Consider the following 23033-nt stretch of genomic DNA (forward strand, 5'->3'; position numbering starts at 1 on the left):
TTCTGCACGTCTCCAGCTAAAGAACGACCGTTCACTTCACGCGGTAGAAGCGGCGCGAACCTCGCCGCGACAGCCGCCGATTGACCGTTTCCAGCCTGAGGACTTATTATTTGAGACAATCTAGCTCATAAATTGGGATCCGAGTGCCGGTTGTGCTCGCCTCGTGATCAATCGTTCTCAGGAGGTACCCGTGGAAGCGTTGTCGCTCACCGAGGAGCAGCGCGAGCTCGCCGCGGCGATCCGCGAATTCGGACGCCGTGAGTGCGGAACGCGGGAGCAGCGCGACGCCCTGACCGATCACGGTGCCGAACAGCACCACGCCGGCGTGTACCGGAAGCTCGCGGAACTGGGCTACCTCGGCGTGTCCATCCCGGAGGAATACGGCGGCAGTGGTGGCGGCCTCACCGAGCAGGTGATCCTGTTCGAGGAACTGTGGCGTGCGCTGGTCCCGGTGCACGGCGCCGGTACCTCGCACACCGTGGCCGGCATCTACAAGCGCTTCGCCAGCGACGACCAGAAGAAGTCCGCCCTGGGTTCGATCTGTGCAGGCAACGTCATGTCGATCAGCATCTCCGAGCCGGGCGCGGGTTCGGACGCCGCCGCGGTCAGCTGCCGGGCCGACAAGGTGGACGGCGGCTGGCGCATCAACGGACAGAAGACCTGGTGCTCGGACGCCCAGTTCGCCACCACGATTCTGGTCGTCGTACGCACCTCCCGGGGCGCGCGGCCCCACGATGGCCTGACGCTGCTGGAAGTCCCGGCTGATGCCGAGGGCCTGCAGATCAGCCCCATCTCGACCATGGGCGGAAGCGAGGTCAACGACCTGTACTTCACCGATGTGTTCGTCCCGGAATCGGCGCTCGTCGGCGTCGAGGGCGGTGGCTGGAAGCACGTCATGGCCGGCCTCAACGGTGAGCGGTTGGTCTGCGCCGCACAAGGTCTCGGAATGGCACAGCGGGCATTCGACGATCTGCTGGCGTACGTGACGGAACGGCAGCAGTTCGGCGCCCCGATCGGCTCGTTCCAAGCAATGCGGCATCGGATCGCGGATCTCGCCATCGAGATCGAGGCCGCCCGGGCACTCACCTACGCCACCGTCCATCACATCGAGAACGCCATCGGTAGCCCCGAGGAATGGGTCCGCGCGACCTCGATGTCGAAGGTGAAGGTGACCGAGACGGCCAAGAAGGTGGCGCTCGAAGGCGTGCAGATGATGGGGGGCTACGGCTACTCGTCCGAATTCGACATGGAGCGCCACCTTCGCATCAGCATCCCCGCCACCATCTATGCCGGCACCAACGAGATCCAGCGCGACATCATCTCCTCGACGTTCGGCCTTCGCCCGTCGAATCGGTGAAAGCGCACCTTGCGTACCTGTGATGCTTGACACTGGACAGAGCATTCTTCAATAATTGAGATTGATTGCCTCATATTTACACCTCGGGAAAGTACCCAGGTCAGCGCCACCTTTGGTGAGGAGCAGGAAATGACTGTCACACAGCCCGACATCCGAGTGCTCGACGCCGAGACGTATGCGAACGGCGACCCGACCACGTTCGGCTTGCCGCTCGATCAGTACGCCTGGCTGCGAGACAACGAACCCTGCTATCTCCAGGAGTTCGACGACCCGATGCTCATCGACCGGGCCTGGGTGATCAGCCGCAACGCCGACATCTGGGCCGTCGATCGCAACTCGGAGCTCTACACCACCGCCCGTGGCGGGGTGAACATCTGGCGGGTCACGCCGCTGGACGCCGAGGCGGGCGGCAAGCCGGCCATGCTGACGATGGACGGCGCCAAGCATCGCGAGCAGCGCGGGGTGATGAGCAAGGCGTTCACGCCGAGATTCGTCCGCGGGCTGGAAGAGAAGTTCCGCGAGTACGCGGTCAACATCGTCGACGAGGCCCTGGAGAAGGGCAGCTTCAACTTCGTCGACGACATCGGCAACGCCATGCCCATGGAGGCGCTCGGCGACGTGCTCGGCGTGCCCGCGGGTGACCGGGCGAAATTCTTCGAGTGGGTCGACAAGTTCGCCGCACCGTTCGACACCAGGATCACCCCGTCCTTCGAGGTGGTGTTCATGTCGATCATGAACCTGTTCAACTACGCGGTCGAGCTCGGCGATCTCAAGCGCGAGAACCCGGGCGACGACGTGATCACCCAGCTGGTGCAGGCCGGTGCCGACGTGATTTCTCAGGACGAGCTGATGGGCAACGTCGCGCTGCTGGCCAGTGGTGCAGCGGAGAGCACGCGCACCGCCCTGTCGCACGGGATGCACGAGCTCATGCGCAATCCCGAGCAGATGGCCTGGCTGCGGGAGCGCGCCGACGACATCCCCGATACCGCCATCCAGGAGATCGTCCGTATCTCGTCGCCGTTCACCCATCTGTGCCGCACCGCGACCGCCGACCACGAGTTCCACGGCAAGGAAATCAAAGAGAACGACAAGGTGCTGATGCACTTCGCGGCGGGCAACTTCGACGAGCGCGCATTCACCGATCCGAATACCTTCGATCTCTCCCGGGAGAAGAACCCGCATGTGAGCTTCGGCCGCGGCCCGCACCAGTGCCTCGGCAAGCATGTCGCCTCGCTGGAAATGAAGATCCTGCTCGAGGAGCTGCTGCGGCGGACCAAGACCATCGAGCCGGCCGGCGACATCGTCTACGTCAAGGACGCGTATTCCCGTGGCGTATACCAACTTCCGGTGACGATCACAGGAGCGTGACATCCATGCGGGTCATCGTTGACAGCGACCGGTGTGAACTGCACGGCGAGTGCATGGTCGCCGCACCCGACGTGTTCGATATCGGAGACGACGACGAGGTGGTCACCGTGCTCGACGCCGAGCCCGGCGAGCATCTGCGCGCCGCCGTGGAACAAGCCGTCCTGATGTGCCCGCTCGGCGCGATCAGAATCGAGGATTGACAACGTGACCGCCATCAAGGACCCCGCCGCGACCGGAACCGTCGTCGAGGTGCGCAATCCCGCCGACGGCTCGGTAGTCGGGGTGGTACCCGACATGACACCCGAGGCCGTCGGCGCGCTGGCCGACCGGCTCCGCGCCGCGCAACCCGCCTGGGCCGCAATGACTCCGGAGGCGCGCGCCGGCCACCTGCGTCGCTGGCTGGACTGGATCGTGGACAACCAGGACCGCATCCTGGGGCTCGTCCACCGGGAGGCGGGCAAGTCCTGGGGTGACGCCCAGATCGAGCTCCTGGTGTGCATGGAGGTCATCAACTACTACGCCAAACACGGCGCCGAGTTCCTCGCCGACGAGACCCGGCGGCCGCACGGCCCGGCCTCGTTGACCAAGAACCTCCGAATCCGTTATGTGCCTTATCAACTCGTCGGCGTCATCACACCGTGGAACTACCCGGTCGGGATGCCGATGATGGACATCCCGGGCGCCCTGATGGCCGGTGCTGCGGTGCTGAGCAAGCCGTCGGAGGAGACACCACTGGCCTGGGCCGAGATCGTCCGGGGCTGGAATGAGGAGATCGGCGCACCGCCGGTGCTGGGCCTCGCGACCGGGCTCGGCGGTACCGGAGCCGCCGTCGTCGACGCCGTCGACATGGTGCAGTTCACCGGATCGACGGCAACCGGCCGGCGGATCGGCATGCGTTGCGCCGAACGCCTCATCCCGGTGAGCCTCGAACTCGGCGGTAAGGACGCGATGATCGTGCTCTCCGATGCACCGCTGCAGCGGGCGATTCGCGGCGCGATCTGGGGTGGCCTGTTCAACGCCGGGCAGTCCTGCATTGCCGTTGAACGCATTTACGTCGAGTCCCCGATCTACGACGAGTTCGTCGCGGGTTTGGTCGAACAGGTGAACACCCTGCGCCAGGGGCACGACTCGCAGGGCAGCTTCACCGCCGAGTTCGGCGCGATGGCCACCGAGAATCAGATGCAGATCGTCGAGCGCCACGTCGCCGACGCGGTGGCCAAGGGCGCTCGCGTGCTGACCGGTGGTCACCGCTCTGAGAGCGGGTTGTTCTATCCCCCAACGATTCTGGTCGACGTGGACCACACCATGCTCTGCATGCGCGAGGAGACCTTCGGCCCGTTGCTGCCGATCATGAAGGTCCGCGACGAGGACGAGGCCGTCCGGCTGGCGAACGACAGCCCGTACGGTTTGGCCAGTAGCGTGTGGACCTCGTCGGTGCGCCGCGCCGAGCGGGTGGGGACCCGCATCGAAGCGGGCGGGGTGAACATCAACAACGCGATGATCAACGTCTTCCAATTCCCGTTGCCGATGGGCGGCTGGAAACAGTCCGGCCTCGGTCATCGATTCGGCGGCCCGAACGGTGTGCGCAAGTTCTGCCGCCAGCAGGCCTTCGTCAGCGAGAAAGTGCACCTCGAGACCGAAACCCATTGGTATCCCTACTCGCGTAAGAAGGCACGCGTGACGGCTGCGGTGCTTCGGCTGGTCGAGATGAACGACTGGCGCCGTCGGCTCGGGCTGCGCCCGCGGTGACGAACGGAGGGCCACTCGCCGGGGTCAGGGTCATCGAACTGGCCGGTATCGGCCCCGGGCCATACGCGGCAATGCTGTTGGCAGATCTCGGCGCGGAAGTGATCCGGGTGGAGCGGCCGGGGCCGGCCGCCAGCGAGGTACCGCCGGAACTCGATGTGCTGCGCCGCAATCGGCGGTCCATCGTGATCGATCTGCGCCATCCCGAAGGCCGCCAGACGGTGCTGGCTTTGGCGGCCAAGGCAGATGTCCTACTCGAGGGTTTCCGCCCCGGCGTCACCGAACGCCTCGGGCTCGGGCCCGACGATTGCCTGGCGGTGAATCCGCGCATCGTGTACGGCCGGATGACAGGCTGGGGCCAGAGCGGCCCGCTGGCCCCGGCCGCCGGCCACGACATCAACTACATCGCCATCACCGGGGCGCTCGGCGCGATCGGCCGATCCGGCGACGCGCCGGTACCGCCGGTGAACCTTGTCGGCGACTTCGGCGGCGGCTCGACATTCCTGGTGATCGGCGTTCTCGCAGCACTTTTCGAGGCCGCACACTCCGGGCAAGGGCAGGTGGTCGATGCCGCGATCGTCGACGGCGCGAGCTCACTGACTGCCCTGCTGCACGGGCTGCTGGCCGCCGACCGCTGGATCGACCGTCGTGGCGAGAACTTCCTCGACACCGGCGTCCCGTGGTACGACAACTACCAGACCTCCGATGGCGAATGGATGTCGGTCGGCGCGCTCGAGCCGAAGTTCTACGCGGAGTTCACCACATTGCTCGGCCTGGATACCGAAACGGCTGCGCTGCGCGCCGATCCGTCGGGGTGGCCACGGCTGCGGGCGGCGATCACCGAGGCGTTCGCGGCGCGCACCAGGCAGGAATGGGCGGATGTCTTCGAGGGAACCGACGCCTGTGTCGCCCCGGTGCTCTCGCTCACCGAAGCCGTCAAACACCCGCACCTGGCCGCACGGGAGACCTTCATCGACGTCGGCGGGGTATACCAGCCCGCGCCGGCACCCCGGTTCAGCAGGTCTGTCCCCGGCCATCCGTCTGCACCGCCCGCCGTGGGAGCCGATGGGCGTCAGGTGTTGTCCGACTGGGGAATCCACGACGCCGAAAGGTTGATCGAGGCCGGCGTCATCGTCTGCGACTGACGCCGGCCCTCGCCGGTCAGCCCGTCAGCTCACCGGCGTCGACCGACGCCTTCACCTCGTGGTAGTCGGCGCGGTCGAACGGCAATAGCAGCCGCCAATAGTCGATGTACTTCCACGGCCCGGTCACCACGATGCGGCCGAACTCGTTGCGGTAGTAGGTTGTCATGCCCGGGTGCGACCAGATGCAATGCGAGAGAGCCTCATCCAACTTCGCGTTGTAATCCTCGAAGCGATCCCGATCCACCTCGATCACCCCCGACGGGGTCTGCAGCAATGCCCCGATCGCCTCCATGACGTAGCGCACCTGGAACTCGGTCGCATGAATGGCGCTACCGCCATGTCCGGCATTGGTGTTGGGGCCGTTGAGGATGAAGAAGTTCGGGAAGTCGGGCACGGTCACGCCCAGGTACGCCTTGGCGTCGTGCACTCCCCATTGCTCACGCAGTGTTTTGCCCGAGCGCCCGACGATGTCCATCGGCCAGAGGAACTGCAGGATGTTGAATCCGGTTGCCAGCGCGATCACATCGGCATCGCAAGCATCGCCCGACACCGCGACGACGCGGCTTCCGTCGATCTTGGCCACGGCCGCGTCGACCAACGTGACGTCATCGCGCGTCATCGTGCGATACCAGTTGTTGTCGATCAGGGGCCGCTTGCCATAGGGCGGGTAATCGGGCAGGCAAGCGTCGATCAGATCGGTTCGGTCGCCGAGTTGATCCTTGATGTACTTGGTCAAGAACACCCGGTGCCGCTCGTTGGTGGCGTTGACCGAGCGTTCCGGATGCTCCCAGTTCGGGTCGATCTGCAGCGAGGAATGCAGCCGGTCGCTGAAGTTCCAGAATGCCCGCAACCGATACCACTGAAGGTAGAACGGGACCTCTCGCATGAGGAACTGGACGGTCGACGGGACTTCGCGATGGTAGTTGGGGTGTGGCACCGCCCATTGTTTTGATCGCTGGAACACCGTCACGTGTGCGGCGTCGTCGGCGATCGACGGCACCAGTTGCATCGCGCTGGCGGCACTGCCGATCACCGCCACCCGCTTGCCGCTCAGGTCTACCGCGGGATCCCATGCGGCGGTGTGCAGTACAGGACCGGGAAACTCGTCCAGCCCCGGCAGTTCGGGGATCGACGGACGGTTGACCATACCCACGGCGCTGATGACGACATCGGCACGAATGGTCTCGGCCTGCCCGTTCGCACGGGTGTCGATGGTCCAGCGGCCGTCTCCCGACTCGTAGCGCACGGCCGCCACTTCGGTCCCGAATTGGATGTGCCGCCGCAGGTCGAACTGGTCAGCGAGGTGCTGCAGGTAGCCCTGCACCTCCGCCTGCCTGGCGAAGTAGCGGGTGATGTCCGGATTGGGCGCAAACGAGAACGTGTAGAGGTGCCCGGGGGTATCCACGCCGCACCCGGGATAGACGTTCTCCAGCCAGGTGCCGCCGAGGTCGTCGTCCTTCTCCAGAATCGTGAAATTCACTCCGGCAGAGGCGAGTTGAATGCCCATGGCAAGACCCGAGAGGCCCGCTCCGATGATCACCACCCGAAAGTCGGGATCGCGGGCCTCATCGGGCAGTGCCACGTCGCGGGAGATGAAACCCATCTCCTCCGAGAGGAGTTCGCCGTACTCCGCGGGGACGTCCTCGACCATCGCACAGGCCAGCATCTCGGCGACCGCCTCCGGCGCCGGTTGCACCGGAGCTAGCCGGCCTTCCCGATACGCGATCACCGCATCCAGGACCGCCTCGCGCACCTCGCGCTGGATCTCGGCCGGCAACTCGCCAGAGTCGTTGTCATCCAGCGGTTTACCGCGCAAAGGCCGGTACGGCTCCGCTGTCCACTTCGGATCGCCCGTCAGATGACGAAGAACCATCAGCAACGTCGGAATGTTGCCGTCGGGCAGAGCCTCGCGGATCGCATCAACCCATTCCCGAGGTGCCGCCGAGGGCACCTGATACGACGTGTGCATGACCCCAACCTTCGCGATGTAGTGGTCCTGACCTGGCCACCATGTTTTTGAACTTATGCGTCTCAATATAGCGTCGGGGTTGAGTACGCGCAATCCTCCTGCGAGATCCCTTGTACTGTTTGGCCATCGAGCGGAGGCATGCAGGAGGCAGCCCGTCACCTGTGCAAGTGATGGTTGTATTCGCCACCGCGGCGGGCGGCACCCGATCAGCCGGGCGTCAGGCCTTCGGCAGCTTCAATCGCAGCAGGGTGATCGCCGAATCCGCGATCTGATCGGCCGTGATCTTCTCGCTCGGCCGGTACCACCGCGACACCCAGATGATCATGCCGAGGATCAACCTGGTGGCCACCACGGGATCGTTCTTGTCCAGGCAACCCTTGTCCATACAAGCCGCAACGACAGTCGACCAGCGCTTTTCGAACTGCCGGCTCCATTTGCGCCACCGCATGAAAACGTCGGGCGGCAGCCCGCCTCCGCCGAAGAACACCGGCATGTAGCTGCGCATCTGGATGGCCGCCTCGGCCTGCAGTCTGATCAGTTCGACGAGTTGCTGGTCAGGTTCAGAGGTCGACGCCAGCACGGCATCGGTGCGCTCGGTGAGCTCGCGCGTGCTTCGCTCGAACAGAATCCCCAGCAGCTCTTCCTTGGTGGGCACCGTGCGATACAGCGTCGCGCGCGATACCGAGAGCTTCTCGGCGGTGTCCGCGATCGACACCGCTTCGATGCCGCCTTCGGAGAAGAGCTCAGCCACCGCGTCGGCGACCGCGTCCCGGTCGATCTCCAGGCGTGGACGTCCCCTGGACCGAGACGGACGACCGCCGTTCACTTCGGTTGACATCGACACCTCATCAGACGCGGGAGCGCGCAGGCGCAGAGCCCGGCGCTGTCATGGCGTCGATTTTAGAGGCAGGCTGCTCCGAAATCCCGGATGGGCCCAACGTCGCCGCGCCGCTGCGCAGCCGAGCAACGAGGACCGTGACGCCGACCAGCATCACGAATGCCGCGGCACCCACCGTGAGGTACTGCCAAGTGGTGAAGAACGGCCCGTAGAACGTGGCCGTGACTCCCCACCACAACACGACCATCGCGGCGAAACAGCCGTACATCAGCGCGTGCTGGCTCACCGCCGAGCGGCGCCGCAGAATCAGCGCGGTCGTCGCGACCGGCAGGGCGAACAGGGTGATGGCCGGTGCCGCCTGGTAGAGCGGATCCCCCCACAGTGACTTGAGGTACTCCCACAGGATCACCATCGCCGCCGCGCCGGCGATGACGAGGGCACCCCAGGCCGCGCGACCGCCATTGGGCAGGTACTCGCGGCGCCCGACGGCGATCGCCTGGTACAGAAACACCAGCTCGAGCAGGAATGCGGTCAACAGCCCGACCCAGAACAGTTTCAGGAACCAGTGGTCGTAGGTGTTGAACCAGGTGTCGAATCGGGCCACCACGCCGAGATCGTGAGCGAACCACAGGTACGTGCACGGGAGTGGAATCGAGATCCAGCCTTCGCGGCGGGTCATCACGACCGCGGTCACCATGGCGATGTTCTGCAACACCATCGCCAACCCGAAGCCGATCAGAATCGGGATCTTGTGCTGGTCGATCGCGGTAAGGATCATCTGCGGGTCGTACATGACCCGATTATGATACGAATCGTCTCGATATAGGAAGAGTTGGGCGGTCTGCCGCTACCGCGCGGGCGCGCTGACGCCGGCAGGCAGGAAGGCCGGCAGCACGAAGGACCGCAGCAGGACGCGGTGGCCCGGATCGTCGGCTCGCGCGAAATCGAGGCGCCCGACGAGAATGAACTGCACCAGGGCCAGCCATTCCGCCACATCGCCCATTGCGAGATCGTCGCGGATCTCGCCACGTTCGGCCGCAGCCTTGAGGATCGGCTCCCACATTTCGGCGGTCAGTGCGGCGGCCAGACCGGCTCCGCCGACCAGCGTGGTGGCCATCTCCATGTGTTCGGGGCTGACCAGGATGCGCACGATCGGGTCCCTGCGCCCATGGTCGACCAGATAGATCAGACCCTCGACGAGTTGTTCGGCGAACGTCTCGTGACTGGCGATGAAGGTTCTCGCGCGTTCGAACAACATCCGCGACCGCCGCTCGATGAGCGCACCCAGCAACGCGTCGCGGTCGCTGAAGTAGCGGTAGACCGTCGGGCGGGACACGCCGACTTCCTTGGCGATGTCGTCCATCGTGGTCTTGTCGACGCCGAACCGCAGAATGACCTGCTCAGCGGCACCCAAGATCTGCTGTCGCGCCTCATCGGCGTCGACACTGAGTCCGGTGCCGCCCCGTCGGCGCCCCATAATGTCTCCTGTCGACCTGTCGCTGGGCCAAGCCACAGCCCGCGATCTCACAGAATTTTACAATCATCTTTTCTTGTCAGTTGTCACATTGAGCAAGAGCGTAGATTTGGTGACCAGCGTGACGAGTACCCGATTCGGACGCCACCGTGCACCAGCGGCCGAAGAAAGGTCGGCGTGCCCTGTCTGGAGTCGGGGCGTCAGACGCGCAGGGCCCGTCTCAGACTCGCGGTGGATGACAGAGTGTCGACGGTCAGTGTGCACGCCTCAGACCACGGGACAAGGTCCGGTCGTTACCAGTCCCAGACGGACGCGTCGTTCGGCGGGTAGTCCAGGCAGATGTCAGTGCCGTGCGCGACGACACCCTTGTTGTTGAAGAACAATTTGGCCCAGTTTCCCCAACGGGTCGCCACCTGCTCGTAGTAGACCTTGGTCGCGGTGTCGTCCGAATACTGTCGGCGGGCAACGTAGTCCGGGGAGAAGAACCAGTAGATGCGATCGCGGGCGCCCTCTTGGATATCGGCGGGCCGGTTCTTGTAGTCGGTCATGTAGCGCTCGTAGTAGACCGGATCCACGTCGCGTACGGCAGCCATGTACTGGTCGACGGTGCAGGTGGTCTTCAGGATCCGACTCGGAATCGGGTAGTCGTCGCTAGCGTCAGCCGACGCGACTCCGGCTGTGGCGAGGATGGTTCCACTCGTCACGATCGCCACCAACCCTGCGTGTAAATTCATGGCGCTCAACCCAGTTCAGCTTCCCGGTGCAGCACGGGCGCCAGTTCGGGGCAGTAGGTGTCGATCGCGGCGCCAAGGAACTGCCACGTCTGATCGGTCGTGCTGCCCTTCGGCAGTTGAGCGAAGACGAACGTCGCGGACTTCTCGGCATCTGGGTCGAGCCCGTTGTTGAGCCGCTTGCACGTGATCTTCCCGATCCACGCGTTGTAGTCCTTCGGCCCAAAGATGCCGTACGTGTGGAGTTCGTTGGCGAAATCGGTGTCGGGATCGGCGTGCGCAGGCCCTGCAACAGCGATGCCGGCCACGACCGCCACGATCCCCGGCAGCACCCAGGCGCTCACACTCGTGATTGCTCTCATACGGTTGCTCCTGTCGGTGGTGCTGCCGGTGTCCCGTTCATTCCGGTGCCGGTAGGCCGGCGTCCTCGGCCAACAAACTCTGCACAATCGACGTCGCAGCGAGGGAACCTGTCGCAATCGCCGAGGCCACCTGCGGCATTTGCGCTGTGGCGTTGTCACCGGCCGCGAAGACTCCGGGAACCGTTGTCCGGCAGAGCGCATCGATTGCGATGGGATTCGCCGTCGTCGGCGTCGGCTCACCGAATCCGACGCCGAGTTGTTCAGCCAACTGCGACCGTTGATGGATTGTCGTCGCGACCAGCAGACCGCTGCGCGCCAGCCGAGTTCCGTCGGTGAACACGATGGCTTCCAATTCGCCATTGGTTGAGTCGAGTTGGGCAATGGACCGCTCGTCGACCGGGATTTGTGCGGCGGCCAACAGGGATCGGGCATCACCATCGAGCTCCGCAGGTCCTCCAGTCAGGAGTACAACGTCGTCACTCCATCCGCGCAGCAATACCGATGATTGCAGGGCCCGCTTGCCGTTCGCCAATACCGCCAACGGTTGATCGCGAACCTCCCAGCCGTGGCAGAACGGGCAGTGGAACACAGACCGCCCCCACAACTCCGCGAGCCCGGGCAGCGCAGGCGGCCGATACTCCATGCCAGCGGCCAGCAGCAGCCGCCGCGCGCGTTCACGCCGACCGTCGGACAGTTCCAGTTCGAACACATCGCCGGCACGCTCACCCGCCACTACTTCACCGGTCCGCACTTCGACGGACGGGTAGGCGGCAATCTCCCGCCGCCCGGCCTCGTACAGCTCACTCGGCGGCCGACCGTCGTGACCCAACAACCCGCCGATTCCGTGGGCGGCCAAGTTGTTCTGCTGTCCCGCATCGACCAGAAGCGTTCGCCGCCGCGCTCGGCCCAGTACGAGACCCGCGCTCAAGCCTGCGGCTCCGCCACCGATGACAACGCAGTCCCATGTAGTGTTCATGATCCAGTTCTCCTCATTGATTTGATTGTGCCGCAACGTCTTCGATATGCGATCCGCCCGCCCGGTCATGCCCCACCAGTCCCGCCCGTTGAGGGTCTGGGATCTGGTCCCAACAGTTTTCGGACGGAGATCCGCGAGCCGAACGGCTGCAGCATCTGACTGGCCGGCCTGGTGCGCACGTTCAGGGGCCACCAGAACCAGCGGCCCAGTAGCGCCGCGATCGACGGTGTCATGAGCGAGCGCACAATCAACGTGTCGAAGATGAGGCCGAGGCAGATCGTGGTGCCGATCTGCTGGATCATGACCAGGTCGCTCACGATGAACGAGCCGAGCGTGAAGGCGAACACCAGTCCTGCGGCGGTGACCACTCCGCCGGTGCCGCCCATCGCGCGGATGATGCCGGTATTCAATCCGGCACCTACCTCCTCCTTGAACCGGGAGATCAGCAGCAGGTTGTAGTCGGCCCCGACCGCGAGCAGGATGATGATGGCCAGAGCGGGCACGAGCCAGAACAGCTCGACTCCGAAGATGTACTGCCACACCAGGATCGATAGCCCGAGCGCCGCTCCTAGCGAAAGGACGACAGTGCCCACGATCACGATCGCGGCCACGAAACTGCGGGTGACGAAGATCATCACCAGCAGGATCAACGCGACCGCCGCCATCGTGACGATCATCAGGTCGTAGAGCGACGCCTCCTGGATGTCCTTGTAAGTCGACGCCGTCCCGGCGATGTAGATCCTGGCGTCGGAAAGGGGGGTTGCCTTGATCGCGTCGAAGGCAGAATTGCGGATGGCGTCGATATGCGAGATGCCCTCGGGGCTGGCGGGTTTACCCTCGTGCGTGATCGTCATCCGTGCGGCCTTGCCATCGGGCGACATGAACAGCTCGAGACCGCGCTTGAAATCGGCGTTGTCGAACGCCTCCGGCGGCAGGTAGAACGAATCGTCGTTCTTGGCATCGTCGAAGGCCTTGCCGAGCGCGGTGGCGTTTTCCAGTGCTTCGCGGCCCTGTGTCAGGGTTCCGTTGACCGTGGCGTAATTCGACTGCAGCAACGCGCGATTGGTCTCCTGGATGTCCACCTGAGGTGGGATCAGCGACAGCACCTGCGGCTGTAGCGCATTGAGCTTGTCGAGACTCGCGGTGATCTTGCCGAATTGATCACTGAGTCTTGAGATCCCGTCGAGGGAGTCGAATACCGATCGGAAGGCAGCACACGACGGGATGTCGTAGCAGTGTGGCTCCCAATAAAAATAGTTGCGTAGCGGTCGGAAGAAGTCGTCGAAGTTCGCGAGGTTGTCTCGGATCTCGTTGATGGTGGCGACGGTGTCGTGGAAGGCGCGCACCTGCTCGTCGGTGGCATTCGTGGCTTGCTGCTGCAAGGAGAGCTGACGCTGCAAGATATCGATCGCCTTGCCGGTTTGATCGATTTGGGTCAGGAGGTCGCGGGCCCTGTCCTCCTGGTAGCTCAGGTTCATGACCTGGCCTGCGCTCTGGGCGCTTATCTGAAACGGAATGGAACTGTGCTTGATCGGAGTACCGAGGGGCCGCGTGATCGACTGCACCAGTGCGACTCCGGGGGTGTGCAACACCGCCTTGGCCACGCGTTCCAGGGTCAACATGTCCGCGGGATTACGCATGTCGTGATCGGATTCGATCATGAGCAACTCGGGGTTGAGCCGCGCTTCCGAGAAGTGGCGCTCCGCGGCGGTGTAACCGACGTTGGCCGGCGCGCTATCGGGCATGTAGGGCCGTCCGTCGAAGCTGATCTGCGCTCCCGGCAGCGCGAGTAGGCCTACCGCGGACACAGCCAACGCGACGACGAGCACGGGCCCCGGCCACCGCACGATCGTCGTGCCGACACGGCGCCAGCCCGTGGTGCGAAGCACACGTTTGGGATCGAGGAACCCGAACCGCGAAGCGGTCGTCACCACCGCCGGTCCGAGGGTCAGAGCCGCGGTCAACGTCACGACGAGGCCCAGCGCCGTGGGGATGCCGATGCTGCTGAAATACGGGAGTCGGGTGAAGTGCAGGCACGCCACTGCTCCCACAATGGTGAGCCCGGAGCCGACGATGACGTGGACGGTGCCACCGAACATGTCGTGGTAAGCCGCCTCGCGGTCCAGGCCCTTGCCCCGGGCTTCTTGGTACCGCCCGACGAGGAAGATGGCGTAGTCGGTTCCCGCGGCGATGGCCATGCCCGTCAGCAGGTTCACAGCGTAGGTGGAGAGGTCGAACAGGCCCGCGTTGCCCAGCAGTGCGACCACCCCGCGCGTTGCGGCGAGTTCAACCGCGACCACGAGGAGAACGATCAGCATGGTGACCACTGAGCGGTAGACGATGAGCAGCATCACCGCGATGACGAGAAACGTGACGGCCGTGATGAGGTGGGTGCCTTCGTTGCCGATCTCGAAGTTATCGGTGATCAATGGGGCGGCGCCGGTGACGTACGCCTTCAGTCCCGGCGGGGGCGGCGTGTCGGCCACGATCTGGCGGATGCTGTCGACGGATTGATTGGATCGCGCCTGCCCTTGGTTGCCGTCGAGGTAGACCTGTACGAGCGCTGCCTTGCCGTCCTTGCTCTGGGCGCCGCCCGCGGTGACCGAATCGCCCCAGAAGTCCTGTACGTGCTGGACGTGTTTGGTATCAGCTCGCAACTTCGCGACGAGGCTGTCGTAGTAGGTGTGCGCGTCCTGGCCTAGCGGTTGATCGCCTTCGAGCACGACGACGGCTGCACTGTCGGAGTTGAACTCGCCGAACTTCTCCCCGATGTGCTTCATGTCCATGACCGATGGCGAATCTGGCGCGTTCAAGGCAACCGAACGCTCGGTACCGACGATCTCGAGTTGGGGCACAAGCACGTTCGTCAGGCCGGCGACCGCGACCCAGGACAGAATGATCGGGAGCGTAAGCCTGCGGATGACACGCGCTGCCCGAGAACGGTCGGATCCCGCCGTCCCGTGCTGGCTCACGCCGTCTTGTCCAGACAGGCGATGTATCCGTTCACGTCGTTCGTGGACCTTTCCTCTTTGACGATGCCATTGACGGTGATCCGGCAGGTGATGCTGCTCGAATCCCCCTGTGCGCGTAGGTCGGCGAACAGCGTCGTATCTTCGGTGACCAAGTCGTGCGACCACGGCAGGGGTGCGTCGTCGACGCGCTGGGGTTGAGCGTTCTCGTCGAGGAAGTTGATGGTTGCCCGCGCGCCGGGATCTCCGAGGACCTGCAGGTGGACCCGTTTGGGGTTGAATCCGGTGTTTTCGGGCGAATCAGCTGAGGGCCTTGATGTTTGGTGCTGTGATCCGAAGATGCCGTGCAACCGGTAGATGCCGCTGATAACCAGGGCTACCACCACGATCGCCACGAGCACCGCCCATTGGCGAGTGGCCGCCCGCCGAATTCGAAGACGGTCCGGCTTGCCGCCAGATCGGCTCGTCATCCCTCGACGCCCAGGGACTTGCGCAACTGTTTGTCGAAGATCCTGCGGGGAGCGAAGCGCCGCATCGCACTGAGTTGGCGCGCTGAGCCGGCGGGGTAACGCGGCTTCGGCGTCGAGTCCGTCGCGGCGGCCACGATTTGCTTCGCCACGACGACGGGATCGTCGCCGTTGTTGACCTGTTCGGACACTGCCCCGTTGGAGCGCTCCCGCTGCCGTTCATAGACCGCCAACGGATTGTCCGGCTTGGCCGTGTTGTCGTCGAAACCAGTTCTGGTTCCGCCAGGTTCGACAAGAAGCACGCGGATGTTGTGCTCGCGGACCTCATGGTCGACCGATTCGGAGTAGCCCTCGACGGCGTACTTGGTCGCGCTGTACGCGGCCATGTACGGCGCCGGCATCAATCCGAAGATCGACGAAATGTTGATGATGCGCCCGCTGCCCTGCTTGCGCATGTGCGGCAGAACGGCGTTGGTCATACGCATGACACCGAATACGTTGATATCGAACAGTCGCTGTGCCTGGGCGATCGAGTTCTCCTCGCTGGCTCCCGCCAGCCCCATACCGGCGTTGTTGACCAGGACGTCGATCCGCCCGAACTGCGCGATCACGGCATCAACCGCGGACGCGACCGATTCATCACGGGTGACATCGAGATCGACGAACGTCACCCCCTGATTGGACTCCAGGCCCGCCGTATTGCGGCTTGTGCCCACGACGGTGAATCCCGCCTCGATCAGAGCGCGTGCAGCGAACTTGCCAAGGCCAGAGTTGGCGCCGGTTACGAGTGCGACGGGTCGTGCTGTTGACATGTGAATCGCTTCCTAACGGTGTGGCGGTGGTGCGCTTGACGAGAAGAAACTCAGCCGATGTTCGCTCGCTCGCGGACCATACAGAACATAACCGTTCAATATCGGAACGTCAACGTTCTATTCCGGGACAGGCTAGGATCACATCGTGTCCGTGTCGGCAAAGCAACTTTCTGGTGTGCAAGCACGCACCAGAGCCGCGATCCTCGCAGCTACGGCCGCTGCGCTGGCTGCGAACCGGACGGCAACCATGCCGGAGATCGCTGCCGCGGCAGGGGTGGGCCGCACGACGCTGCACCGCTACTTCGCCGACCGCGAGACGCTGATCCACGAGGCGACCTTGGACGCGATAAGGGTGGTCAATGAAGCGGCAGACGAGGCCGCCACCGAGGACGGACCCGCGCTCGACGCGATGCGGCGCTTCATCACTGCAGCCGTCTCGATCGGTGAACGGCTGGTCTTCCTGTTCGGTGACCCGGCGGTGCTGCGCGATATTCAGCCGCCCCAGTCCCCGACTTTCGAGTTGGTGCTCAACCTGGTCACACGCGGACAGCATGAAGGCGTGTTCGACCCGGACCTCAACCCGACCTGGGTTCGGCACGCGCTCTACGGATTGATCCTGCAGGGCTGTGAGCAAACCATGGCCGGCGCACTGCCGCGGCACACCATCGCACCACTGATCATCCGGACCTTCGAGCGCGGCATCTGCCCGGCTCCCTAGCGCGACAGGAACACCGGCATGGATGTCCCACAACCGGCCAACGACGAACAGACCAACCACTGGAGCACAACAACGGGGTGTGCCTGGGTCGACGCGCAGGACCTGCTGGACCGGATGATGAAGGGATTGGAAGAACTGCTCGTCGACGCCGTGGCTGCCGGATCGGGGCGGCGGGTGCTTGACGTCGGCTGCGGCACGGGCGGCACCACCCTCGCCGTCGCCCGCAGGCTCGGCGCCGAGGGTCAGTGCGTCGGCGCCGACGTGTCCGAGCCCATGATCGCCGCCGCCCGCGCCAGGGCCGAAAGGGATGGCACACCAGCGAGTTTCATTCTCGCCGATGTGCAAACCCATCCGTTTGAGCCTGCCAGCGTCGACACGATCATCTCGCGATTCGGCGTGATGTTCTTCAACGACCCGGTCGAGGCCTTCGCGAACCTGCGGCGCGCCGCAACGGACGACGGCGCGCTTCACCTCGTCGCCTGGCGCAGCGCCGCGGAGAATCCGTTCATGACGACCGGCCTGCGTGAGGCGGCCCCGCTGCTGCCGAATATTGCCGTCCCCCCAGCAGACGGCCCGGGACAGTTCTCGTTCGGGGACCCGCAACGGGTCGCTGCGATTCTCGACTCGGGTGGCTGGACCGACGTCGACCTCCAGCCGATCGATGTCGGGTGCGCGCTGCCCGAGCCGGAGTTGATCGGCTTCTTCACGCGGCTGGGTCCTGTTGGTCTAGCACTTCAAGGCGCCGATGAGCGGACCCGCGCCCGCGTCATCGAGGCCGTCCGTCCCGCGTTTGATCCCTTTGTGCACGGAACCGAGGTTCGGTACACCGCCGCGTGCTGGATGATCAGCGCCCAAGTATCGGCATGACGCCCCACCCGCCTGATTAGTTGAACTTAACCTGCTGAAAAATCTTTAGCTGGACTCCCGTAGTGGCAGTTCATACCGTCGACTCCATGACCTCGCCCCTCCTCATCGGATTTCTGACGTCATTCACCCTGATCGCGGCGATCGGCGCCCAGAACGCATTCGTGCTGCGTCAGGGCATCCGCGGTGAGCACGTCCTCGCGGTCGTCAGCGTGTGCGCGGTCTCCGACCTGTTGTTGATCACCGCCGGGATCGCCGGCATCGGGGCGGTCATCACCGCTCATCCCCAGGCCGTCACGGTGGCCAAGATCGGCGGCGCCGGGTTCCTGTTCGTCTACGGCGCCCTGGCCGCCCGCCGTGCGTTGCGCCCGTCGAGTATGGCGCCGGCGCAGAAGGGGTCCGCCCGCCTGATCTCCGTCGTGCTGACGTGCCTGGCCATGACGTTTCTCAACCCGCACGTCTACCTCGACACGGTGGTCTTGATCGGGACGCTGGCCAACCAGCACTCCGACAGCCGGTGGTTGTTCGGGATCGGCGCGGTGACCGCGAGCGTGGTCTGGTTCTTCAGTCTGGGGTTCGGCGCGCGGCGGCTGGCCGGCCTGTTCGCCACTCCGCTGACATGGCGGATTCTGGACGGCCTGATCGCCGCCACGATGATTGGACTCGGCATCTCGCTGGTGGTGAGCTAATCTCGCGCCGTGAGGGCGCAGTGGTCGAGGCGGGGGTTCCTGGGAGCCGCGGGCGCGGCGGGCGCGCTGCTGGTCGCGGCGTGTTCGTCGGACGGATCGAGCGACGACGCCGCCCCCAAGTCGGTGACCATCAAACATCTCTTCGGCGAAACGACCATCTCGGCACCGCCCAAACGGGTCGTCAGTGCCGGCTTCACCGAGCAGGACGATCTCCTTGCCGTCGGCGTCGTACCCATCGCCGTGACCAACTGGTTCGGAGACCAACCGTTCGGGGTCTGGCCGTGGGCGCAACCCAAACTCGGCGCCGCCCAGCCCGTTGTCCTCAACCTGGACAACGGAATTCAAGTGGACCAGATCGCCGCGCTCAAACCGGATCTGATCGTCGCGGTCAACGCCGGGCTCGACGAGGACACCTACAAGAAGCTCACGGCGATCGCGCCGACCATCGCCCAATCCGACAATGCCTTCTTCGAACCATGGAAGGACCAGGCCACCGCGGTGGGGACGGCGGTGTTCCAGGGCAGGCAGATGAAGCAGTTGATCGCGGGTGTCGACAGCAAGTTCGCCGACGTCGCGAAGAACAACACCGCCTTCAAAGACAAGAAGGTGGCGCTCCTGGCCGGCAACTTCTTCGGCGGCACCCTGACCGCGACGCTGCCCGGCTGGCGCACCGATTTCCTGACCACCATGGGCTTTCAGGTGATTGACAGCATCCAGGCCTATGCCGCCGACGACCACCGGGCGGCCATCCCGCACGACAAGCTCGCCGACGCCCTCGACGCCGCCGATGTGTTGATCTGGTCCACCGAGAGCGACGCCGAACAAGCTGCGCTGCTGGCAGATCCGGCCGTCGCCGCGCTCGCCGCGACCAAGCAGAACCGCAACGTGTTCACCGGAAAAGACCTCGCCGGTGCGATCGCGTTCGCATCGCCGCTGTCCTATCCCGTGGTGGCCGATCAACTGCCACCACTGCTCTCACGCGCACTGGGCTGACCGGGCGTGCTTGGATAGCACCGTGACCAGCAGCCAGACCACCGCGCGCGATGCCATCACCCCCGGATTCGCACAGGTCGGTTCTCGCTATTATCCGGTCTTCGTCTCGGTCTTCACCGCCCTGGTGATCATCTCCAACGTCACCGCCACCAAGGGCGTCGCGTTCGGCCCCATCATCGGAAACTGGTCGATCATCACCGACGGCGGCTTCATCGTCTTCCCGCTGACCTATGTGATCGGCGACGTGCTCTCCGAGGTGTACGGGTTCAAGGCCGCGCGCCGGGCGATCATTCTGGGCTTCGCGATGAATATCCTGGCCGCACTGGCATTCTGGGTGACCATCTACCTACCGGCGGCCGATTTCTACACCAACCAGGAACATTTCGAGAACATCGTCCATGGCTACACCGGCCTGATCGTCGCCGGTCTGCTCGGCTTCATCGTCGGCCAGACCATCAACGCCTGGACCGTCGTCAAGATCAAAGAACGCACCAAGGAGAAGCACCTCTGGGCCCGGCTGGTCGGATCGACCTTCGCCGGCCAGCTCGGGGACACCCTGGTGTTCTGCAGCATCGCCGCCCACGTCATCGGCATCAACACCTTTGGCGACTTCGTCACCTTCACCGCGCTCGGGTGGGTCTACAAAACCGCCGTCGAAGTGGTCATGCTGCCGGTGACCTACCGGGTGATCGCCTACATCAAACGGCACGAGCCGACGTACACCCAGATGGTCTGAAGCCTCCGGCAGATCTCATGGCGTCCAACACAATCCGTGACTACGGCGACCAGGCTCTGTTACTCGAATGTGAGTCGACCGAGCAGGTGCTCGCGGTCGCCGCGGCGCTGCGCCGGGCGCAGGCGCCAGAGGTGCTGGACATCGTGCCCGCCGCCCGCACCGTGCTGATCACCCTGTCCGGTCCGCACCACCAGGCACCCACCCGGCAGCTGCTCGCACAGCTGCGGATCGACGACGCCGACAGCAGGACAGACCGGGACACCGAGGTGGTAATCGAGGTCGTCTACGACGGCGCCGATCTGGCCGATGTCGCCGAACTCACCGGGATGGACGTCGACGCGGTGATCGACGCGCATACCTCCACTCCGTGGCGGGTCGGATTCGGTGGATTCGCACCGGGTTTCGCGTACCTGGTCGGCGGTGATCCCCGGCTGGCGGTGCCCAGGCGCAGCGATCCGCGCACCGCGGTGCCTGCCGGCTCGGTGGGACTGGCCGGCGAGTTCAGCGGCATCTACCCGCGGCAGTCACCCGGTGGCTGGCAGCTGATCGGACGAACCGACGCGGTGCTGTGGGATATCGAGCGGCCGCAACCCGCATTGCTGGAGCCGGGCATGTGGGTGCGATTCCGGGCGGTCCGATGATCACTCTCGAGGTGTTACGCACCGGGCCCTTGGCGCTGCTCGAAGATCTCGGCCGGCCGGGCCTGGCTCATGTCGGCGTGACACGCTCCGGGGCGGCCGACCGCCGCGCGCACCGGCTGGCCAATCGCCTGGTGGCCAACCCCGACGGCCACGCCACCGTCGAGATCACCCTGGGCGGATTCGCCGCACGGGTCCACGGTGGCGACGTGGACATCGCCGTCACGGGCGCCGACGCCGATCCTGCAGTCGGCGGAATCCCTTTTGGCACCAACAGCATTCATCACGTACGTGCCGGCGAAGTGATAACCCTCGACGTCCCGCGGGCCGGCCTGCGCAGTTATCTCGCGGTGCGCGGCGGCATCGCCGTCGAGCCGGTTCTTGGTTCACGCAGTTACGACATGATGTCGGCGATCGGGCCTCGGCCACTGCGGGCGGGCGACGCGCTTCCGGTAGGTGTGCGCGCCGACGGTTATCCCGAACTCGACCAGGCACCGGTGGCGGCGATCGCCGAGGATCTCCTCGAACTGCGCGTGGTGCCCGGCCCTCGCGATGACTGGTTCACCGACCCCGACGCCCTCGTGCGCACCGACTGGGTGGCCACCGACCGCAGCGACCGGGTCGGCATGCGGCTGGCCGGGCTCCCCCTTGCCTTCCGCCGGCCTGAGCGGCAGCTGCCCAGTGAGGGTGCCACCCGCGGCGCGATCCAGGTGCCGCCCAACGGCCAACCGGTGATCCTCGGTCCAGACCACCCGGTCACCGGCGGTTACCCCGTCATCGGTGTCGTCATCGATGCCGACACCGACAAGGTGGCCCAGATCAGACCGGGCCAGACCGTGCGGCTGCACTGGAGCAGACCGCGTATCGCAGCGGGGAACTCCTCAGGCTGGTAGAGCTGAGGGGGTGCACGCGCAGGTCCACACCGCCCGGCTGGTTCACACCAGCGACCTGGACACCGAGACCCGCCAGAACGCCCGGCAGATGGTCACCGAGGCGTTCGTCGAGTGGACCGAGTTCACTGATTCCGACTGGGAGCACACCCTCGGCGGGATGCACGCCGTCATCGCCCATCGCGGTGTCCTGGTCGCGCACGCGGCCGTCGTGCAGCGCCGCCTGCTCTACGACGGCCGGGCCTTGCGCTGCGGTTATGTCGAAGGCGTCGCGGTGCACGAGGACTGGCGCGGGCAGGGTCTGGCGCATGCGGTGATGGACGCGATCGAGCAGGTGATCCGCGGGGCGTATGAGATCGGGGCGCTCAGCTCGAGTCCGATCGGGGAGAAGATCTACCGCCCGCGCGGCTGGCTGCATTGGCAGGGGCCGACGTCAGTGCTGGCACCCGCGGGGGTCGTGCGCACCCCCGCCGACGACGACTCGATCTTCGTCCTTCCGGTCGACATCGAGGTCGACGTGACGGCGGAACTGGCCTGCGACTGGCGCGACGGTGACGTCTGGTAGCCGCTGATATCAGCGTCAATAGATAGCCAACGGAATATAACCGGGCGCCGTGGTCATGACGGCCCGGATCTGTAGATGACGGCGTCGGCCGCGTTGGACTGGCTGCACCGCAACAACTCTGAGTCCTTCCAGGCTCACCCGGGCCATCGGTCAGCAAACCTGGGAGGTCCCTGTGAGGGCCTGGTCACGCTGGGTAGTTATTGCTGCTACATAGCACGCGTGATATAGATACCGAGTGAGAAATCAGCTGACTGACCAGCACGTCAGCGACAGCGTCGGCGATGCCCTTGACCAGGCAATGGACCTCACGATCCGATTTCTGAGCGACCGCGCCGACCTCAGTGCGTCCGCGGCATTCACGATGAACCGGGTGTGTCGCGAAGGGCCGATCCGGCTGACGACGCTGGCCGCCAAGGAAGGGGTCAGCCAGCCCTCGATGACCCAGCTGGTCCAACGGCTGGAGCGCGCCGGCCTGGTGACCCGGCTCGCCGATCCCGACGACGGCCGGGCTTGCCTTGTCGCGATCACCGACGAGGGTCAGAGCGTGCTCGACGAGCGCAAGCGCACGCGCCGGCAACGACTGTCCGCGCTGATGGAAACACTCACAGACGACGAGCAGACGCAGTTGTGGTTGGCGGCGCGCGTTGCGCTTCCGCTCATCGGCAAGCTCGCCGCCAATGCGGACTGTGCGACGGAGACGGTCGCACCGCGGCCGATCCACTGACG

General features: G+C 65.0%; 24 protein-coding genes. 14 read left to right on the forward strand and 10 right to left on the reverse strand.

Annotated features, from left to right (window positions below):
* Window positions 1-190: 190 nt before the first annotated feature.
* The 5 genes from EV580_RS22250 (at window position 191) to EV580_RS22270 (ending at window position 5616) form a co-directional block, all read left to right on the forward strand.
* Entirely contained in the window at window positions 191-1357 is a 1167-nt protein-coding gene (locus tag EV580_RS22250; protein ID WP_133693676.1) for an acyl-CoA dehydrogenase family protein, read from the forward strand.
* A gap of 129 nt (window positions 1358-1486) precedes the next feature.
* Window positions 1487-2725 (forward strand): cytochrome P450, encoded by a 1239-nt coding sequence (locus EV580_RS22255; RefSeq protein ID WP_133693678.1) that lies wholly within the window; start codon window positions 1487-1489, stop codon window positions 2723-2725.
* Between the two features lie 5 nt (window positions 2726-2730).
* A complete protein-coding gene (locus EV580_RS22260) occupies window positions 2731-2925 on the forward strand; it encodes a ferredoxin (RefSeq protein ID WP_133693680.1) in 195 nt (64 codons plus the stop codon).
* Between the two features lie 4 nt (window positions 2926-2929).
* Window positions 2930-4474 carry an aldehyde dehydrogenase family protein gene (locus tag EV580_RS22265; protein WP_133693682.1) on the forward strand — a complete coding sequence of 515 codons (1545 nt, stop codon included), beginning with the start codon at window positions 2930-2932 and terminating at the stop codon, window positions 4472-4474.
* The gene (locus EV580_RS22270) at window positions 4471-5616 is read left to right on the forward strand and encodes a CaiB/BaiF CoA transferase family protein (protein WP_133693684.1); all 1146 of its coding nucleotides are present in this window, start codon (window positions 4471-4473) and stop codon (window positions 5614-5616) included. Before EV580_RS22265 ends, EV580_RS22270 begins: the two co-directional genes overlap by 4 nt.
* Window positions 5617-5632: 16 nt before the next feature.
* Here EV580_RS22270 and EV580_RS22275 read toward each other — a convergent pair whose 3' ends face one another.
* The 10 genes from EV580_RS22275 to EV580_RS22320 form a co-directional block, all read right to left on the reverse strand.
* A complete protein-coding gene (locus tag EV580_RS22275) occupies window positions 5633-7585 on the reverse strand; it encodes a flavin-containing monooxygenase (protein WP_133693686.1) in 1953 nt (650 codons plus the stop codon).
* A 217-nt stretch (window positions 7586-7802) separates the two neighbouring features.
* Complete coding sequence (locus tag EV580_RS22280) at window positions 7803-8423, reverse strand: TetR/AcrR family transcriptional regulator (RefSeq protein ID WP_133693688.1); 621 nt, start codon at window positions 8421-8423, stop codon at window positions 7803-7805.
* A 10-nt stretch (window positions 8424-8433) separates the two neighbouring features.
* Window positions 8434-9216: a hypothetical protein gene (locus EV580_RS22285; RefSeq protein WP_133693690.1), complete on the reverse strand. Its 783-nt coding sequence runs from the start codon at window positions 9214-9216 to the stop codon at window positions 8434-8436.
* Between the two features lie 54 nt (window positions 9217-9270).
* On the reverse strand, window positions 9271-9900 hold the full coding sequence (locus EV580_RS22290) for a TetR/AcrR family transcriptional regulator (RefSeq protein ID WP_133693692.1): 630 nt from the start codon (window positions 9898-9900) through the stop codon (window positions 9271-9273).
* A 290-nt stretch (window positions 9901-10190) separates the two neighbouring features.
* Window positions 10191-10631 (reverse strand): DUF5078 domain-containing protein, encoded by a 441-nt coding sequence (locus EV580_RS22295; protein WP_133693694.1) that lies wholly within the window; start codon window positions 10629-10631, stop codon window positions 10191-10193.
* Between the two features lie 5 nt (window positions 10632-10636).
* Window positions 10637-10990, reverse strand: coding sequence for a DUF732 domain-containing protein (locus tag EV580_RS22300; RefSeq protein WP_133693695.1), 354 nt, complete (start codon window positions 10988-10990; stop codon window positions 10637-10639).
* A 37-nt stretch (window positions 10991-11027) separates the two neighbouring features.
* The gene (locus EV580_RS22305; protein ID WP_133693697.1) at window positions 11028-11966 is read right to left on the reverse strand and encodes an NAD(P)/FAD-dependent oxidoreductase; all 939 of its coding nucleotides are present in this window, start codon (window positions 11964-11966) and stop codon (window positions 11028-11030) included.
* A gap of 65 nt (window positions 11967-12031) precedes the next feature.
* Window positions 12032-14938 (reverse strand): MMPL/RND family transporter, encoded by a 2907-nt coding sequence (locus EV580_RS22310; RefSeq protein WP_133693699.1) that lies wholly within the window; start codon window positions 14936-14938, stop codon window positions 12032-12034.
* The gene (locus EV580_RS22315) at window positions 14935-15405 is read right to left on the reverse strand and encodes an MmpS family transport accessory protein (RefSeq protein ID WP_133693700.1); all 471 of its coding nucleotides are present in this window, start codon (window positions 15403-15405) and stop codon (window positions 14935-14937) included. The genes EV580_RS22310 and EV580_RS22315 overlap by 4 nt, the downstream gene beginning before the upstream one ends.
* A complete protein-coding gene (locus EV580_RS22320; RefSeq protein ID WP_133693702.1) occupies window positions 15402-16214 on the reverse strand; it encodes an oxidoreductase in 813 nt (270 codons plus the stop codon). Before EV580_RS22320 ends, EV580_RS22315 begins: the two co-directional genes overlap by 4 nt.
* Window positions 16215-16359: 145 nt before the next feature.
* Between EV580_RS22320 and EV580_RS22325 the strand changes: the two genes are divergently transcribed.
* From EV580_RS22325 to EV580_RS22365, 9 genes are all read left to right on the forward strand, one after another.
* Window positions 16360-16932, forward strand: coding sequence for a TetR/AcrR family transcriptional regulator (locus EV580_RS22325; protein ID WP_183504393.1), 573 nt, complete (start codon window positions 16360-16362; stop codon window positions 16930-16932).
* Window positions 16933-16950: 18 nt separating this feature from the next.
* Window positions 16951-17799: a class I SAM-dependent methyltransferase gene (locus tag EV580_RS22330; protein ID WP_133693703.1), complete on the forward strand. Its 849-nt coding sequence runs from the start codon at window positions 16951-16953 to the stop codon at window positions 17797-17799.
* 86 nt (window positions 17800-17885) lie between these two features.
* Window positions 17886-18485, forward strand: a complete 600-nt coding sequence (locus EV580_RS22335; protein ID WP_133693705.1) for a LysE/ArgO family amino acid transporter — start codon at window positions 17886-17888, stop codon at window positions 18483-18485.
* A gap of 9 nt (window positions 18486-18494) precedes the next feature.
* Window positions 18495-19478, forward strand: coding sequence for an ABC transporter substrate-binding protein (locus EV580_RS22340; protein WP_133693706.1), 984 nt, complete (start codon window positions 18495-18497; stop codon window positions 19476-19478).
* Between the two features lie 22 nt (window positions 19479-19500).
* A complete protein-coding gene (locus EV580_RS22345; protein WP_183504392.1) occupies window positions 19501-20214 on the forward strand; it encodes a queuosine precursor transporter in 714 nt (237 codons plus the stop codon).
* Window positions 20215-20231: 17 nt separating this feature from the next.
* Complete coding sequence (locus tag EV580_RS22350; protein WP_133693708.1) at window positions 20232-20855, forward strand: 5-oxoprolinase subunit B family protein; 624 nt, start codon at window positions 20232-20234, stop codon at window positions 20853-20855.
* Entirely contained in the window at window positions 20852-21745 is an 894-nt protein-coding gene (locus EV580_RS22355) for a 5-oxoprolinase/urea amidolyase family protein (RefSeq protein ID WP_133693709.1), read from the forward strand. The genes EV580_RS22350 and EV580_RS22355 overlap by 4 nt, the downstream gene beginning before the upstream one ends.
* A gap of 10 nt (window positions 21746-21755) precedes the next feature.
* Complete coding sequence (locus tag EV580_RS22360; protein WP_133693711.1) at window positions 21756-22307, forward strand: GNAT family N-acetyltransferase; 552 nt, start codon at window positions 21756-21758, stop codon at window positions 22305-22307.
* Between the two features lie 235 nt (window positions 22308-22542).
* Window positions 22543-23031 carry a MarR family winged helix-turn-helix transcriptional regulator gene (locus EV580_RS22365; RefSeq protein ID WP_286171751.1) on the forward strand — a complete coding sequence of 163 codons (489 nt, stop codon included), beginning with the start codon at window positions 22543-22545 and terminating at the stop codon, window positions 23029-23031.
* The last annotated feature ends 2 nt before the right edge of the window (window positions 23032-23033 follow it).

This window comes from Mycobacterium sp. BK086 (genome assembly GCA_004362315.1).
GTDB lineage: Bacteria > Actinomycetota > Actinomycetes > Mycobacteriales > Mycobacteriaceae > Mycobacterium.